The organism is Pseudactinotalea sp. HY160, assembly GCF_009372055.1.
GTDB lineage: Bacteria > Actinomycetota > Actinomycetes > Actinomycetales > Beutenbergiaceae > HY158.
In genome coordinates this window covers 263,435-279,935 of the sequence record NZ_WHMT01000001.1, presented here as the reverse complement: position 1 = coordinate 279,935, position 16,501 = coordinate 263,435, and the positions used below count along the sequence as shown (strand labels likewise).

Annotated in this window: 11 protein-coding genes; 7 read left to right on the top strand and 4 right to left on the bottom strand. The window is 70.9% G+C overall.

Features of this window, described 5'->3' with window-relative positions; genetic code table 11:
* Positions 1–76 precede the first annotated feature (76 nt).
* From GCG21_RS01225 to GCG21_RS01210, 4 genes are all read left to right on the top strand, one after another.
* A complete protein-coding gene (locus tag GCG21_RS01225) occupies positions 77–700 on the top strand; it encodes a response regulator transcription factor (protein WP_152817452.1) in 624 nt (207 codons plus the stop codon).
* A gap of 231 nt (positions 701–931) precedes the next feature.
* On the top strand, positions 932–6,430 hold the full coding sequence (locus GCG21_RS01220) for a DUF11 domain-containing protein (protein WP_194164874.1): 5,499 nt from the start codon (positions 932–934) through the stop codon (positions 6,428–6,430).
* 1 nt (position 6,431) lies between these two features.
* Entirely contained in the window at positions 6,432–7,112 is a 681-nt protein-coding gene (locus tag GCG21_RS01215) for a DUF4255 domain-containing protein (RefSeq protein ID WP_370517187.1), read from the top strand.
* Positions 7,109–9,106 carry an ATP-binding protein gene (locus tag GCG21_RS01210; RefSeq protein ID WP_370517186.1) on the top strand — a complete coding sequence of 666 codons (1,998 nt, stop codon included), beginning with the start codon at positions 7,109–7,111 and terminating at the stop codon, positions 9,104–9,106. Before GCG21_RS01215 ends, GCG21_RS01210 begins: the two co-directional genes overlap by 4 nt.
* Here the strand turns inward: GCG21_RS01210 and GCG21_RS01205 are convergent.
* The 3 genes from GCG21_RS01205 to GCG21_RS01195 are packed head-to-tail and all read right to left on the bottom strand — an operon-like array spanning position 9,085 to position 11,203.
* Positions 9,085–9,258 carry a YgjP-like metallopeptidase domain-containing protein gene (locus tag GCG21_RS01205; protein ID WP_152817450.1) on the bottom strand — a complete coding sequence of 58 codons (174 nt, stop codon included), beginning with the start codon at positions 9,256–9,258 and terminating at the stop codon, positions 9,085–9,087. The two genes, GCG21_RS01210 and GCG21_RS01205, sit on opposite strands and share 22 nt — an antisense overlap.
* Positions 9,255–10,277, bottom strand: coding sequence for a virulence RhuM family protein (locus GCG21_RS01200; RefSeq protein ID WP_152817449.1), 1,023 nt, complete (start codon positions 10,275–10,277; stop codon positions 9,255–9,257). The genes GCG21_RS01205 and GCG21_RS01200 overlap by 4 nt, the downstream gene beginning before the upstream one ends.
* A complete protein-coding gene (locus tag GCG21_RS01195; RefSeq protein ID WP_152817448.1) occupies positions 10,274–11,203 on the bottom strand; it encodes a GIY-YIG nuclease family protein in 930 nt (309 codons plus the stop codon). The genes GCG21_RS01200 and GCG21_RS01195 overlap by 4 nt, the downstream gene beginning before the upstream one ends.
* A 495-nt stretch (positions 11,204–11,698) precedes the next feature.
* On the opposite strand from GCG21_RS01195, the gene GCG21_RS01185 reads away from it, so the two are divergent.
* From GCG21_RS01185 to GCG21_RS01175, 3 genes are all read left to right on the top strand, one after another.
* Positions 11,699–14,014: an HNH endonuclease signature motif containing protein gene (locus GCG21_RS01185; protein WP_152817447.1), complete on the top strand. Its 2,316-nt coding sequence runs from the start codon at positions 11,699–11,701 to the stop codon at positions 14,012–14,014.
* Positions 14,015–14,295: 281 nt separating this feature from the next.
* Positions 14,296–14,898: a helix-turn-helix transcriptional regulator gene (locus tag GCG21_RS01180; protein WP_152817446.1), complete on the top strand. Its 603-nt coding sequence runs from the start codon at positions 14,296–14,298 to the stop codon at positions 14,896–14,898.
* The gene (locus GCG21_RS01175; protein ID WP_152817445.1) at positions 14,895–15,770 is read left to right on the top strand and encodes a M23 family metallopeptidase; all 876 of its coding nucleotides are present in this window, start codon (positions 14,895–14,897) and stop codon (positions 15,768–15,770) included. The genes GCG21_RS01180 and GCG21_RS01175 overlap by 4 nt, the downstream gene beginning before the upstream one ends.
* A gap of 108 nt (positions 15,771–15,878) precedes the next feature.
* Here GCG21_RS01175 and GCG21_RS01170 read toward each other — a convergent pair whose 3' ends face one another.
* Positions 15,879–16,397, bottom strand: coding sequence for a hypothetical protein (locus GCG21_RS01170; RefSeq protein ID WP_152817444.1), 519 nt, complete (start codon positions 16,395–16,397; stop codon positions 15,879–15,881).
* Positions 16,398–16,501 lie beyond the last annotated feature (104 nt).

Sequence of the window (16,501 nt, the reverse complement as noted above, 5' to 3'; positions counted from 1 at the left end):
CATACTCTCGTCGAACCGCAACCCCGACGACGCGACCGAACCGTTCCGTCCCGTTCCCCCGGCCGAAGGAGTTCCGATGGAGATCATTCAGGTATGGATCAGCGCAGCAGACCCGATCTCGCGCGCCGGAATCATCAGTCAACTCCGGGTGCGCCCGGAATTGCGACTCCTCGACACCGAGGAGCGGGAATCGGCCGATGTGGCCATGATCGTGACGACCTCGCTCGACGAGCCGACGCTGCGCCGGCTCCGCAGCGCCCAGCGCCGGGGCATCACCAAGTCGGTCCTGGTGATCAATCAGATCGATGACGGCGAGCTCGTCACCGCGATCGAGGCGGGCGTCGTCGGCGTCGTCCACCGTGAGGACGCCTCCGCCGACCGGCTCGTCGAGGTCATCCGCATCGCCGCCGCCGGCCAGGGCATGGTCCCCCCGGACCTCCTCGGCCGGCTCATGAGCCAGGTGGGCCAGCTGCAGCGGCAGATCCTCGAGCCCCGCGGGCTGACCTTCAACGGCCTCGCCGCCCGCGAGATCGAGGTGCTGCGCCTCATCGCCGACGGCTACGACACCACCGAGGTGGCCAAGACCCTGAGCTACTCCGAGCGGACGGTCAAGAACGTGCTGCACGACGTCACCTCCCGGCTCCAGCTGCGCAACCGCTCACATGCGGTGGCCTATGCGCTGCGCGAGGGCCTCATCTGACACCGGCGTCCGACACCGGCGAGGTGCCCGTTCGTGCCGGACGACCTGCCCGCACCGCCGTCCCGACCGCCTCGCCGCCCTCGCCCGCGCGGGCGAGACTGGGATGGCGAGCGTCGACGGCGCAGTGGACCACGAGGCACGACGTCCGCGGGCCGGACCGGGCACGACGCCCCGGCGCGCGGGTCATGGAAGGGCTGGAAGCGTGAACCTGAGCAGCACCGAAGGATGCCGATGAGCACCGGCGTGCCGCTGCCGCGCGCGTGGCGCCGCGCGGGCCGGGGCGCGCTCGCGGCGACCCTCCCGGTGGCGCTCCTGCTCACGCTCGGGGGCGTGACCGTCGTCCATCCGCCGCTCGCGGCGCCTCCGCCCGATGCGGTGACGTATCCCGCGGCGCTCGCTCCGCGGATCGCCGTGACCACCTCGGCCACGTTCGACGGCGCCGGCCGGCCGACCGACTCCAGACTGCACGACTTCGCCTACCGCCCGGGGGTCGAGGCGATCGGGAGCAGGTCCATGCTGCCCGCCGGCGACGATTCGAGCGCCGACGATCCGGCGACCGCCGACCTGTCCTACTCGCCCGACGGGAGCGAGGTCGTCTACAGCGAGCAGACCGACCCGGACGACAACCCGGACACTCCCGACGTCTGGCGACTCATGACGGCCGGCGTGCTCGGCGCCCAGGAGGATCAGGCCGCGGGTCCCCTCGACGCCCCCACCCCGCTCGACGCCTCCCCACGCGAGACCGACAGCGATTTCGGGGCGCAGTGGTCACCGGACGGACGCCATATCGCGTTCGTGCGGAACCGGCCCGTCGACGCCGCCGGGCAGCCCGCCACGGACGGGCCGCGGATCTGGATCTACGACCTCGACCAGCCCGCGGACGACCCCGCCCCGAACCCGGCGCCGATCGAGCTGCCCGATCCGGCGGGCGACGACATGCTCATCCAGTGGAGCATCGACCCGTCCTGGTCGCCGGACGGCGGTTCACTCGTCTTCCGCGGTCGGATCGGTGAGTTCATGGGAATGTTCGCACCCCCGCAGCCCGGCTACCGCGACGGACCCTCCGCGCTGTGGCACTACGACCTGTCGAGCGGAACGGCGAGCGAGATCGTGCTCGGCCCCGGCGTCTGCTTCACGATGGCGGACGAGGACGACTACTGCCCGGACGACTTCTCGGGGATCGACGAGCTTGCCTGGTCCCCGACGGACCCGCAGGTCCTAGCCATCGTGGAGGATGGGTTCACCGTCTACCGGCTCACGCTCCCGGCCGATCTGACGCCTGTTGCAGGCACCATCACCGTGACCGAGAATGCGGTGGGCTGGACCGACGCCGACGCCGTCGACCCCGAGTACGAGGGGCCGACGATCAACGACATCGCCTGGCTGCCGACCGGATCGCTTCTGCTAGACGTCGACACGTGGACCGGCGAGGGCGACCAGTACTCCATCTTCGAACTGCCTCCCCCGACCGACGACGAGCCGATGCCGGCCGCGACCCTGCTGACCGACCAGTTCGCGTACGCGACCTCGATGTCCGTGCAGCCGTGGAGCGACCTGGGGCTCGAGGCCGAGCTCTCCCCCGCCACCGTTGTCGGAACCCCGGTCACGGTCACGGTGACCGTGACGAATCACGGCCCCTCCCCCTCCCGGCCCGGATGGCTCCTCCTCGGAATTCCCCGAGGGTCGACCGCCGTGCAGCCGCCCCCCGGGTGCGTGATCGCGTCCTCCTCCGCGGTGCGCTGCGAGGTGGCCCGCCTCGAGCCGCTCACAGAGACGCCGGATGCGTCGGCACAGCTGAGCGTCGAGTACTCCTTCACCCCACAGGTGCCGGGCGGCACCTACTGGGATGCGTCCGTATCGTCGCCCTCCCCGGACCCGACGGTGTCTCGATTCGCGGGCGGGTCGAACTACGAGTCCGACTACCTGACGCTGGCCGACGAGCCCTCCCTGCCCACGAACGCCCGGCAGGAACGGCTCTCGTTCACGATGGACCGGGTCGGCGAGATCGACGGGGAGAACTCCTGGAGCCTCGACCTCGTGCAGTCACTCGCCGACCCTGCGAGCACGAGCGAGAACTACCGGGTGCTCGCCTCGGGGACGGTCGACGGCCCCGAGGGGCCACAGCTCCGCAACGAGGACGGCCTCGACTACTCCCCGGACGGCTCCCGCGTGGCATACTCCCGCGAGATCCTCCCGACTGAGGAGGCGAGCTACGACACGGAGAACCACCGGATCGTCGTCGCCGATGTGAGCGGGAGCCGGCAGGCCGATCCGGGCACGTTCGGCGGCGCCACCGAGATCGTGGCGCCCGAGCCACCCCCGAACCCCGTACCCGACGACCTCTTCACCGATGTGGACCCCGCGTGGTCGCCCGATGGTTCCAGCCTGGCCGTCGTGCGCCGCTACTTCGATCCCAACGCCTCCTGGACGACGATCGGGTCGAGCAGGCTGCTGCTCCTCGACCCGGCCGGCACCGACGCCGCCACCGATCTCCTCGACCCGACCTGGCTGGCCGACACCGGCGGCCTCGAGATCTCCTCGCCCACCTGGAGTCCGGACGGCGGTGGGATCGTCTTCGCCGTCGAGGACGGATCCGTCGCGGGTTCGGATCAGCCGCGCGGGCTCTGGTACGTGCCCGTCACTGGCACGACCGAGACTCCCGTGCCACTCGATTTCGCACCCGGCGTGACCGACTGCGCCGGGCTGTCCGAGCCGTGCATGGGGATCGTGCCCGCCCGCGCCCCCGCCTTCTCACCCCCCGGCGGCTCCGGTCCGGCGCGGCTCGCGGTGACCGCGGGCGCGCCGGAGTTCGAGGGTGGGCGCGCTGGGGACGCCGTCTTCGTGCTCGACCTGCTCACCGGCCCCGGCGCCCCACCGACCGCGAGCGCGGTCACGCGCCTGAGCGCGGAGCAGGATCCCGACCTCGACGAGTGGGTGGGCTTCTACGAGCCCGCCTGGTCACCCGACGGAGGCCTCCTGACGACCGCCGCCCGGACCGAGGCGTTCGAGGGGACCGGGGAGGAACCATCGAGCCTCGTCACCTTCCACCTCGACTACGGCGTGTCGACCGTGGACTTCCGGCCCCTCACGCCGGAGTACTCGCTCTCGAACCCCGCCTACGAACCCGTCGCCGACCTGGCGATCGGGCTCGAGGCCGACGCCGAGGTCACCGCCGGGCGGCCGGCGACGGTCGAGTGGACCCTGACGAACACCGGGCCCTCCCCCGCCCGGGACGGGGAGGTGACGATCGAGATCCCCGCGGGTGCGGAACTCGACTACGTGCCCTACCGCTGCACCCTCGCCTCGACGACCCTCACGTGTTCGGTCGACGGGCCGATCGCCGTCGGCGACAGTGTCTCCGGGCAGATCGACGTGTACCTGAGCACCGCCGGCGCCAACGACGTGACCGCCGCGATCCGCACGAACTCGATCGATCCGGTGGCCGACAACGACGAGGTGGCGATCACGATCGACGCGGCCGCCCCGACCTACCCGGAAACGGAGCGGATCGCCTTCAGTCTGCGAGGCGAGCAACCGAGCGAGTACTACTCCGGCCCGCCCTCACACGATCTCGTGCAGTCGGTCCCCGAGCCGGCCGGTGCGGCCGGCCCGGACTCCTACCTCGTGCTCGCCGACAGCGTCTTCCCCGAGCTGACGTTCCCGGGCGGCGCCGGCACCGGCACCCCGTACCCGACCGACGAGGACAACATCGACTACTCGCCGGACGGCGGCCGGGTCGTCTACGACCGGATCTCCGAGCATCAACTCGACATCGGCTCGGGCTACGCCACGAGCGCCCGGCAACTGGTCGTCGCCGACGTCTACGGTCGGCAGCAGGGGGATCTGGGTGAACCGGGCACCCTCGACCTGGCGAATATCACCGCCCTCACGGACCCGGTCGTCGACGTCGGCGACGACCGCGACGCCCTCTACACCGACAGCGAACCCGTGTGGTCCCCGGATGCGACCCGGGTCGCGTTCGTGCGCGCGCCGTACGACCGCGGCTTCGACGGTGAACTCTCCGTCATCGACGTGGCCACCGGCGACCTCACCTTCCCGCTCGCGGGATTCGACGACGTCCACAGGGTCTCCAGCCCCACATGGTCCCCCGACGGCACCGGGCTCATCTTCTCGGCCGTCATCGGCGACACCTACCGGATGGAGTTGTTCTACGTCTCGCTCGCCGATCCCACCCTGCGCCCGATCGTGCTGGGGCCGGACGACTGCGCGGTCGGGAGCGAGCCCTGCGGCGTGGACGGGGCCGAGCCGTCCTGGTCCCCCGGCGGCGATCGAGTCGCCTTCACCGACCTGATCTCGGACTTCGACGGGCTCTTCGTGCTCGACCTGCCGCAGATCGACCCGGCCGCCGCCGGCGACATCGTCGTGACCACGCCCGTCGCCATCGACCTGGCCGACTCCGGGGCCGACCCCGGGGCCGACCCGGACGCGTACTCCGAGCTCGACGTCAGCGCCCCGACGTGGTCCCCGGACGGGGAGCGGATCGCGCTCGCCCGCTCGCTCGGCAGGGACCGGCCCGATCAGATCGTCGAGATCGATCCGGCCGTCGAGGACGCCGTGCCCACCTCGATGTACACGGCGGAGTACACGAGGTACGCGTACCAATCGGCGGTCGACCACCCCGACTACGTCCCGCTGAGCGACCTGGGCCTCACCCTCGACCACCCGGGGCCGATTCCGGCCGGCGGGTCGACCGCCGTGACCGTCACCGTGACGAACACCGGCCCGTCCCCGGCTCGCGACGCACACGTGAGGATCCCGGTGCCGGACGGCGTCGTGCCGGGCCCACTGCCGGCCGGATGCGCACTCACGGCGGCGACGATCACCTGCATCCACGACGACACGATCCCCGTCGGCGACCACGTCACGTTCACCATCCCGGTGGGGCTGCCGGGCGACGCCGGCGATCACGAGCTGGGCGTCACCGTGACGACCAACTCGATCGACCCGAACGGCGGAAACGACACGGCCGCGATCGTCCTCACGACGACCAGCGTCCCGTCGCCCACGCCCACCCCGTCGCCGTCCGACCCGTCGCACCCCGCGGACACCGACGCCGACCTACGGGTGCGGCTGACGCTCGCGGAGGATCGCGCCTGGCTCGGAGGGGACGGGCTCGAGGCGAGCATCGTCGTCCATAATGGCGGGCCCGTGACGGCGGTGGGGACCCAACTCACGTTGAGCATTCCGGAGTCCGTGGAGCTCACCGATCCCGGCCCGTGCCCACGGCGGGGCGTGTGCCTGCTGGGTGACCTCGGGCCGGATGAGCAGACGACCCTGAGGCTCACGTTGCTGCCCACCGAGGTCGGCGACCTGGAGATCGAGGCGGTCGTCGCGGCGACGACACCCGACCCGGCGCCCGCGAACAACACGGCCACCGCCGCCTTCGAGGCGGTCCAGGCGACGCTGCGGCTGCTGCCGGCCGTCGCCCGCCCGGGCGACGTCACGCTCCTGTACGGGGTCGACCTGCCGCCCGATGCCGTGATCAGCACGCGCTGGTCGGAGGGGGTCACGGCCTCCGCCGGGCCGATCGAGGCCCGGGACGACGGCACGCTCCGCTTCTCCATGCTCATCATCGAGGGCGACGAGCTCGGCGAGCGGGAGGTCGAGGTCACCCACGTCTCGGGCACGAGCTTCGGGCTCGAGACGCCACCCACGCTGCTCGTGGTCCCGCGGGGCCTGGAGCCGCCCGAATTCGTCACGCGAGGTTGATGTGATCCCGGAGATCGACGAGGCGCTCAGTTCCCTGCTGCGCACCAAGGCGCTCGGCAAGGCGGAGGTGGAGGTGGTCTTCGACGCGCCCACGACCGAGTGGGCGGCACGACGCAACGCCCCGACCGTCAACCTCTACCTGTACGACCTGCGGGAGGATTCCCGCTGGCGCCAGTGGGGCCTGGGCAACGACGTCGTCGACGGCCGGGTCTCCGCCCGCCGGCCCGCCGAGCGACTCTTCAAGCTCTCCTACCTCGTGACCGCGTGGACCCAGCGCCCCGAGGACGAGCACCGGCTCCTCGACAGCCTGCTCGCGACGCTCGTGTGGCACGAGTCGATCCCCCGCAGCGACCTGACCGGGGCGCTCGCCTCGGCCAAGAACGACGTGCGGCTCTCGGTCGGGATGCCGCCGCCCGAGGATCGCGGCTTCGCGGACGTCTGGTCCGCCCTGGGCGGCCAGCTCAAGCCGTCGATCGACGTGGTCGTCACCGCCCCGTTCGTGCCCTCGGAGATCGCGATCGCGCCGCTCGCGAGCGGGGGCGCCGGCGTGGAGATGTCCGACACCGACTCGGGTGCCGCCGACCCCCGACGCACGAGGCACGAGCCGCCCGAGCGCGCCGAGCCGGCCGAGCCCCCCGAGCCGGCGAAGTCCGGCGGGTCGCGCCGCCGAGCCACGACGTGACCGAGCGCGCGGCCGCGCTTCTGGGGGCCCTGGCCGAGGTCGAGCAGCGCATCCGAAGTCTCGTCGCCGCGCGGCGGGCCGTCGACCCCGCCCCGGACGACCCCTACCGGGGCCTGTACATCTCCGAGGAGCGCGTGGAACAGCTCCTCGCGAACGCGCGCGCCGTGGCCGATCCCCCCGCCGGCCGCGCCCGGATCGGCCACGGCCCGCTCGCACGCCTCGCGCAGGCGTGCGGGCTCGACGGAGCCGACCTCGACCTGCTCATGACCGCACTCGCGCCCGAGGTGGAGCCGCGGTTCGAGCAGCTGTTCGGCTATCTCAACGACGACGTCACCCGCCGCCGCGTCTCGGCGGCGGTCGCGTTCGAGCTGTGCGGGCTGGCGCTCACGTCCGGGGCCGACCGCGCCCGGATCACCCACGGCCCGCTGCCGACCTCCGGGCTGCTCACCCTCGAGGAACCCGACCGCCCACTCGCCTCGCGCGCGCTCCGGGTGCCGGAACGGGTCGTCGCCCACCTGCTCGGCGACGACACCCCCGACCCGGACATCGCGGGCCTGCTGGCCCCGCTGCCGCCGGTCGCGTGGGGCGATCCGCTGCCGCTGGCGCGGGCGCTCGAGGGCGGGGCGAATCCGGTGTACGTGCGGGAGCACGGCACCGGCTCGGGCCGACTGCTGGCCGCCGGGGCACTCGAGCGGGTCGGCCGCGGAGTGCTCAACGTCGAGCTGCCCCCGTGGCCGGACGCCGATCGGGCCCGGGAGGCGCTCCGGCTGCTCACCCGGGAGGCCCGGCTCGCCGGGGCCGGCCTCGTGCTCGGCCCGGTCGACCGGCTGCTGCTCGCCCCCGGGCTCCTCGACGAGCTCGCCGCGGACGTGCCCGTATGCCTCATCGGCTCGGAGAGCTGGGATCCGCGCTGGAGCCGGCGCCTCCCGCTGCGTATCGACGCCCCCGAGACCACCCTGGCCGAGCGCACGGCGCTGTGGGCCGAGCAGCTCGGCCTCGAGGACCCCGCGGGCCTCGAGCTCACCTCGCAGTTCCGCCTGAGCCCCGAGCAGATCCATCAGGCGGCCCGGACCGCCCGGGCCGCGGCCGTCGCGGACGGCGCGACCGGCATCGGCGTCGAACACATCCGGGCCGGGGCGCGCGCCCAGAACGGCACCGCCCTCGAACGCCTCGCCCGGCGCGTGAGCCCCACCGTCGGCTGGGACGAGCTCGTGCTGCCGGAGGCCGCGCTCGGCGGGCTGCGCGAAGTGGCGCTGCGGGCCCGGCACCGCGAGCGGGTCCTGAGCGAATGGCGGATGCGCCCCGGCGGCGGGCGCGGGCACGGCGTCGCCGCGCTCTTCGCGGGCGACTCGGGAACGGGTAAGACGATGTCGGCCGAGGTGCTCGCGGGGGACCTCGGGCTCGACCTGTACGTCGTGGACCTGGCGACCGTGGTGGACAAGTACATCGGTGAGACCGAGAAGAACCTCGAACGGATCTTCACCGCCGCCGACGGCGTCAACGCGGTGCTCCTCTTCGACGAGGCGGACTCGATCTTCGGGAAGCGCTCCGAGGTCAAGGACGCCCACGACCGGTACGCGAACATCGAGAGCGCCTATCTGCTGCAGCGCCTCGAGACCTTCGACGGCCTCGTGCTGCTCGCCACGAACCTGCGCGCCAATATCGACGACGCGTTCACCCGTCGCCTCGACGTGGTCGTCGACTTCCCCGTGCCGGAGCCCGAGCAGCGCGAGTTGCTCTGGGACGTGTGCCTCGGTCGCCACCTGCCGCGCGCGGACGATCTCGACCTGCGCTTCTGCGCCCAGGCCTTCACCCTCTCGGGCGGGGCGATCCGCTCCGCCGCGATCACCGCCGCGTATTACGCCGCCGACGAGGGGGCCGATGCCGCTGTGCAGATGCGCCACGTGGTCACGGCCGTGCAACGCGAGTACCGCAAGCTCGGCCGGCTCACCCTCGCCGAGGAGTTCGGGGACTACTGGTCGCTGCTGGGGTGAGCGGGCCATTCCTCGGAGCGGAGCGGGACGTGCCCCAGGTGTGTGCGCCGCCTGCGCCAGTCGGGCAGACGTTCGTCCATGAGCACTGCGAAGGCCGTGCCGTGGTTGCGCTCGAAGTAGTGCGTCGGCTCATGCTGTCCGACGTCGCTCATGGCTCCTCCGCGGGCGGGCTCGCATGCCGCCCGATCACGCGTTTGCTGAATCGGTCGAAGTCGGACTCCACCTCGGCGCCGGCCCGGTGCTTGTACCGTTCGAACTCGCCGGCTGCGTGCTGCTTGGCCAGTTCCGCCGAGACGCGTCCGGCGGAGGTGAGGATGTCACGGTCGTTCAGCGTGAGGAACGCGTCGAGCTTGGTGAGCCAGTCGGCCATCCTCATCGGGATGTGGCGCTGGGCCTGGCCCTCGGCGAACACCAGGTACTGCTCCACGAGATTGTTCAGCGCGCGCAGCTCGTCCTCGGTGTAGTAGTTCTTCGCGACGGCGATGTCGGCAGCCCTGATCCGGTCGCCGCGCCAGGAGGTCAGCCCCATGTTGGGTTTGGCCGAGTCGGCGCGGTCACGGACGACCTCGGCGGCGGTCTGGCCGGTGATGGCCCAGTGCAGCTTGTTCTGCACGGTGGCGAAGAACGCCTTCGTGATCTCGGCGGCGGAGTCGTAGTCGATCGAGGTCGCGTACACGTCGGTGATCTTCTGGTAGAAGCGCCGCTCGGAGGTGCGGATGTCCTGGATCCGCTGGAGCAGTTCGTCGAAGTAGTCGAAGGGCAGGTCGGGGTTCTTGAGGCGCTCGTCGTCGAGCACGAATCCCTTGACGATGAACTCGCGGAGGCGCTGGGTGGCCCAGATGCGGAACGCCGTCGCGGTCTTGGACCGCACCCGGTATCCGACCGAGATGATCATGTCGAGGTTGTAGTGGGTGAGGGAGCGCCGCACCTGGCGGGAGCCCTCCTGCCGAACTGTTCGGAAACCCCGAACAGTTGCTTCGGCAGCGAGTTCGCCCTCGTCGATGATGTTCGCGATGTGCTCGCTGATATTCGCCTTGGACGAATCGAAGAGGTCGACGAGCTGGGCCTGCGTGAGCCAGACGGTGTCGCCGTCGAAGCGCACGTCGATGCGGGCGTTGCCGGCCTCGTCGCGATAAACGAGGAAGTGGCCGGAGGGTTCGACGTCGCTCATGGCGCCTCCTCGGTGACACCCTGGTCCTCCCAGGCTCCGTAGGTCGTGCCGTCGGTCGTCATCCACTGCATGCGGCCGTTGCACGACCGGCCGGTCACGATGGAGCCCGCCGTCGACGGTGAGGAGAACACGATGTTCCGGGTCGTCGTACCGATCGTTCCCTCAACGGCGATGGAGCCGTCGTCGCGGAGCTTGCGATGCAGCGCCTCGTAGCCCGCATACGCCCTCGCGGTTGCAGCCGAGTACTTCGTATCGGATCGCACGGCGGGCGCGACGCGTGAACCAGCCAGGACCGTGAACTCACCGTCGACCACCTGGGCCGAGGCCCTGAGGCCCTTCTTCGGCACGTCGAGCACGAAGGTCGGCGATTCGACGGGATGGACCTCCGGCACCGCCTGGGTCGCCTGAGTTATCGACGGCTTGCCACGGAAGAGGTTGATGCCGAGCACCGGAAGCATGATCTGCGCCTGGGTGGTGAAGTACTCCATGTCGGAGACGTCGGCCTCCGGGAGCGAGGTGGCCGGCGGCTGGGTCGCGTTGTCGAGCGTCGAGCGGCCCGCCGCCTGGCCGAGTGCGATGAACCGGCTCTCCAGGTAGCGGGCGTGTGCCTTGGTCAGGTTCGCGTCCTTGCTCGTGAGCACGACCGCTCGATCCCAGAAGTCCTTGTTCCGCTCGTGGTGGTACAAGCGGGTGCGCACCTCGTCGGCCTCGCCGATATATGCGCGCAGGCCCCCGACGCTGTCGGGATCGTCGCCGATGAGGATGTAGACACCGGTTCGCTTCACCTCCGGCCGGTTGAGCAGCGCGGCGAAATCGGAACGGGGTGCCGCGACCACGTGGCCCGTCCAGTTCATGATCTCTGCCGTGAGCAGCCCGCCCGGCGTCCCATCCGCCAGGAACAGTCGGACCGACTTACCCGCGCTCATGCCGCCTCCTCCGAAATCGACAGCCGCACGCGGCCCGCGAGCAGCTGCTGCATCATCCCCACCTTGATCGCACGGGCCTTGGCGAGGCGTGCGTGTACTCGACGGCGTCCATGTCGCCGCGCAACTGGTCGCAGCTCGCCCAGAGAGACGAGCAAAGGTCCAACTTCTTTGAGCGCCATTACCGGCATTCCTCCTGGTCCGCTCGTGCGCGGCGATGCTGCCGCGAATCCATGCCTGCGCCCTCTCTCGCACGCGAGTGTGCGGCTGCCGGACGGCGTGCACCAAGCATGCCAGAGCAGGGCACGCACTCGCCGCGATCGGCCTCCGCTACGACGATCGAGCCCGCGCTGCGAGGCGCACTCAGCGGTCGTGGTTGCAGTCTCCAGATCAGCACCCGAAGGGCCCTGTGACCGAAGTTCGTTGCGATTCCTCGGAACTCGGGCCGCCGGCCGGCGGTCGAGTTGGAATGTCGGTGCTCGGTTCTAGGGTTGTTTCATGAGCACGAAGGCAGTCCGGCAGATGCGAGCGAGGCGAGCGGAGATCGCCTCGCTCGCCTCCGAGGACGCGGTACTGGACCGGGTCCGCCAGGTGCGCAAGGTCCAGGCGGGCGCGGAGGCCGATCTGTTCTTCCTGGCGATCGAGCTCGCCCAGCGCAGCCCGGTCACCGAAGAGTGTGGGGCGTGGTCGTGTCACACCGATCTGGCCCTGGGGGTCTCGTATTGTGATTCGGTGGCGAACTGGTTCGCGGCCGTGACCGGCTTCTCCACCGACGCCGCCCAGGCGATGCTCCTCGAAGCCCTCGAGGTCGCCGAACGCCTGCCGCTGCTGTACGGGCGGGTCCTGGATGGGCGTACCCGGGCGTACACGGCCCGGCTCGTGGCCGAACAGACCCTCGGTTTGACTGTGGAGGCGGCCCGGTTCGTCGATGTCCAGGTCGCTGCCGCCGGGGCGATCCGGGGCCGATACGCCATCAAGGGTCTCGTGCGGGAGGCGATGATCACCCACATGCCCGACCAATACGCCGACCTGCAGCGGGCCCAGGCCGATCCGCGCCGGGCCGATGTCCACATCGGCACCGACGGCACCGGCCGCATCGACGCGATCGTGTCCACGTTCGCCGCCCTCGATCTGGAACAGAGCCTGGCCTTCGGGGCGGCGCAACTCAAGGCCGCCGGATCCGGTGAGGTCCTCGATGCCCGTCGTTCGCTCACGTTCGAGGGCATCATCGCCGCCACCCACCACCCCGCACCGGCCCGACAGGACGCCCTCGACCTGACCAGTGGGCAACCAGGCCAACAGGCCCAGGAGGCCCAGGGACCGGGGGCGCCGGACTGCACGAACAGCACGGATGGCACAGTTGGTACCAGCGGTGCTGTGGGCATGGCTGCGGCCGCTGCAGTCGATATGACTCCCGATGAAGCCGCGGGCCAGTTCGACGGCACGATCGTGAGCACAGCCGCGGGCCCCGCCGGGAGTACAGCTGTGGGCAGCGCCGCCGGCGTGGCGGTGGGCGGAACTGCGGCGGCCGGAGCTGCGGCGGACGCGACCGGCGGTGCGCCTGCGACGGCTGCGGGCGGTGGTGTGTCCTGTGGGCCTGCGTGGTCGGGTCGGGGCGTGCCGCGGGCGAAGGTCGTCATGTACCTGCACATGAACGCCTCGGCGTTCTGGCCCGACGGCCGGCCACCCGACCAACCCGACTGTCATTCTGGAAGCCGACCACCCGATCGTCATCCCGGCGATCGGCCTCCTGATCATCCCGATCGTGATCCCGGTGGCCCGCCCGACGATGGATCTTGCTCGGGCCCGGACCGTGCGGCCCATGTCGCGGGCAGGTTGGCCCGTGAACCCGTGCGCATCGAGGGGCCGGGCATCCCGACCGGACTCGTGATCAGCGCCGCCGAGATCGCGGCCATGTTCACCACGCCCCACGACGCGGCCACGCCCGACAGCGCGCCCGTTGACGGACCACGGGGCTCTGATAGGCCACGCGGGACGGGTGAGTTGTGGGGGCCGCAGATATTCGTGCGTCCGGTCATCGACCTCGAAACCGAACACGAAGTCGCCGGCTACGTTGCCGGGGACGTGATCAAGGACCACCTCCACCTGCGCGATCGAACCTGCGTGTTCCCCAATTGCGCCCGCCCGGCCCGGGCCTGCGATGCCGACCACATCGACCCCTGGAAGACCGATGCCCAGGGCGACCCGGTCGGTGGGCCGACCTGTACCTGCAACCTCGCCAGCCTGTGCCGCCGGCACCACCGCTGGAAGACCCACAACCACCCCGGACAGCCGCAGGGACGGGGCTCCTGGTCCTACGTCATGCTCGGACCCGGAACCTACTACTGGACCGGCCCCATGGGCCTACGGTTCCTGCGCACCCCGACCGACACGACCGAGGTCACCGACCAGGCCTGGCACCGCCGTGACCTCCGTGCACTCCAGGGCTCCCAGGGGCCCGGCGCACCCCAGAGCCACCAGGTGCTCCCGGATTCCGACGCCGTTTCCGGCCGCGAGTCACGCCCGGATCGCCCGGATCATCGGACTCTTCCGGGCCACGAGACTCTTCCGGGACTCGAGGAGGTCCCGGGACTCGAGGCCAACACGGCGCTCGACGCACGCCAGAACCCCGCGGCTCGCACGGATCTCGAAGCTCACCGGGGTCACCCGAACGCTGCGGCAGGACCCGACTCGCGGGCTCGCCGTGACGAATTCGACGAGGCCTTCATGGACGCCCTCGACCACGAATACGGCGACGACATCGAGCCGAGTGACGCCGACCTCAAGGTCGTCCTCGCGGACCGGCCGTCGTAGCCGCCCTCCGGGTAGGGCCGCGACACCCAGGAACCGGTTCCCAGGCCCCATGCCCAAGGAGCCACGCCGAGAAGCCGGATCGAGGAGATCCCGAAGTGCACGACCCCGGAGCGCGCACGCCGACCGGACGAGCACCTCAGGCCGTTCGTCCACGATGACCCCACCCCGGGCACGATGCTGATGCTGATGCTGATGACTGGCACTGGCACTGGCACTCATGCTGATGCCGATGAAGCCAGATCCCCTTGCACCCAAGGAACGTAAGTACGTACTATCGTCGCATGGCTGAAGTTGACATGATATCCCTCCAGGCGGAGCTTGCGGACCTGGCCGCCCGGGTGTCGGCCCTCGAACGCGCGGCGCTCGACACGGGCGCGGCGGAGAATCGGGGCGAGCCAGAACACCCCGCCCCGGCCGGACCCGCATCGGCGCGACCGGCGACCATCGCGGGCGCGATCCCGGGCGACGACACGTTCTGGGCGCTCACGGGCCTCCGCGATCGGCGGCCGGATCACCCGACGACGGCCGCGGGCGCCGTCATGCTCGTCGGCTCGCTCACCCTTCCGGACGGCGCACCGGTGGCCTGGCAGCAGAGCGCGGGCACCGAGGGGCTCCTCGAGTCCGCATGGGACGACCGGGCCGAGACGTTCTCGGCGCTCGCGCACCCCGTCCGGATCGAACTCCTCCGCCACATCCTCTCGGGAATGCACGCCACGGCCGACCTCGCCGACCTCGACTCGGTCGGCACCACCGGCCAACTGCATCACCACCTGCGCCAGCTGCTCGCGGCCGGCTGGGTGCGTCAGAGCGGGCGCGGCAGCTACGAGGTGCCGGCACCCCGCGTCGTCCCCCTGCTCGTCTGCCTGCTCGGAGCCCAGCGATGACCGCCGCGCTGCTGGCCCTCTACCGAGTCCGCGGGCTCCTCTACTACGCCGCCTGCCTCGTACTCGTGGCCAACGCGGTGATACTCCGCACGCTCGATCACGACCTCGTGGACACGGCGCGGGGCGCCGCCGTGAACGCGGCCCTCATCGTCGGGGCCGTGGCCGTGATCATCACGTTCGCCGGCCCGCGGCTGCTCCCGGCGCACGCGCCCCGCACGGTGCCGGCCCCGGTGCACGGGCGGTGGCTTGCGCTCAACAGCCCGGCCACGAAGGTCCCGAGCCACGGCGTCCGCGCCTACGGACAGGCCTACGCGATCGACCTCGTGCACGCGCCCCACGACCGCCCGCGCCCGAGCTTCGGTGGTCGGCGGCCCATGCGCCACCCCCAGGAGTACCCGGCGTTCGGCCGGCCCGTCCATGCGATGGCCGACGGCGTCGTCGTCCGCGCCGCCCGCCGCCACCGCGACCACCGGTCCCGGTCGAACCTCCTCGCCGTGGGCTATCTGATGATCGAGGGCATGATCCGCGAGATCGGCGGCCCGTCCTTCCTGCTGGGCAACCACGTGACCATCCGCACCGACGACGGCGTCTTCGCCACCGTCGCGCACCTGCAGCGCCACTCGGTCACGGTCCGGGTCGGCGAGGCGGTCACGGCGGGCACCGTGATCGGCCGGTGCGGGAACAGCGGCAACAGCAGCGAACCGCACGTGCACGCCCAGCTCATGGACCGGGCCTCGCTCCGCACCGCGCACGGCCTGCCGATGGCCTTCGCCGGGGTGACCCTCGGGGAGGGTCCCGGCCCGGTCGACGGCCTCCCCGGCAATAGGGAGCACATGGACACGGAGCCGCAGCACCTCGCCCTGCGGGAGTGACGGCGGAGCGCAGCCCGGCCCGAGCCCTCGCCCGACCAGTCACGGCGTGCGCGCGGGTGCACGCGATGATCGACACGCCCGTGCGGGCGCCCACACCGCTGGATACGCTCACGCCGTCGGACGTTGATCGATCAGCATCCTCGCCTGCTCGAGCTCGAATGCGAACCGCGCAGTCGCGGGTGAGCGGATCTCTATCAGCGCCATGATGCCGCGTAGGTCAGCTCGAAGGTCCCGAGTGAAGATGGGCTCGTGATGGGCGATCCTATTCCTCAAAGAGCGGATCTCCCCCAGGCGTTCACGCACGTCATTGCGTAATGCCTTCGGCTCGAGCACGGACGCATCCGGGAAGAGTTCGGTGATCTGAGGAAGCCAGAGCCGCTGATCATGCCGGGACGTGAACATCGTCTCCCAGAATACGAACTTGAGATCCGCGATCACCTTGCCAGTCGTTCCGTGCTGGCCGCGAGTGCGGACAAGGTCCTTCCGCGGACTGTAGGTTGACTGCCTCGGGTCTGGAAGGCTTCGTTCAAAAGTCATGTTCCACGGCCATCTTGTGCCGTAGACACGCGTGAGGGCTTTGTCGACGGCGTTGCGGGTGGCGACTTCTGCGAAGTGAATCGGAACCATGAGTTCAGCGGAGACCCTGGTGTTCCACCCGTAGAGATCAAGCGCCGCTGCAACGTCGCCTCGTGTCGCGCGCACATACGTTGACATGCGGGGCCGGGACAGGA

What these genes read in the sequence shown, in the direction of transcription:
- GCG21_RS01225 (WP_152817452.1), top strand. Translation starts at nt 77, where the DNA reads ATGGAGATCATTCAGGTATGGATCAGCGCAGCAGACCCGATCTCGCGC.
- GCG21_RS01220 (WP_194164874.1), top strand. Translation starts at nt 932, where the DNA reads ATGAGCACCGGCGTGCCGCTGCCGCGCGCGTGGCGCCGCGCGGGCCGG.
- GCG21_RS01205 (WP_152817450.1), bottom strand. Translation starts at nt 9,258, where the DNA reads ATGAGCGACGTCGGACAGCATGAGCCGACGCACTACTTCGAGCGCAAC.
- GCG21_RS01200 (WP_152817449.1), bottom strand. Translation starts at nt 10,277, where the DNA reads ATGAGCGACGTCGAACCCTCCGGCCACTTCCTCGTTTATCGCGACGAG.
- GCG21_RS01195 (WP_152817448.1), bottom strand. Translation starts at nt 11,203, where the DNA reads ATGAGCGCGGGTAAGTCGGTCCGACTGTTCCTGGCGGATGGGACGCCG.
- GCG21_RS01185 (WP_152817447.1), top strand. Translation starts at nt 11,699, where the DNA reads ATGAGCACGAAGGCAGTCCGGCAGATGCGAGCGAGGCGAGCGGAGATC.
- GCG21_RS01180 (WP_152817446.1), top strand. Translation starts at nt 14,296, where the DNA reads ATGGCTGAAGTTGACATGATATCCCTCCAGGCGGAGCTTGCGGACCTG.
- GCG21_RS01175 (WP_152817445.1), top strand. Translation starts at nt 14,895, where the DNA reads ATGACCGCCGCGCTGCTGGCCCTCTACCGAGTCCGCGGGCTCCTCTAC.
- GCG21_RS01170 (WP_152817444.1), bottom strand. Translation starts at nt 16,397, where the DNA reads ATGGTTCCGATTCACTTCGCAGAAGTCGCCACCCGCAACGCCGTCGAC.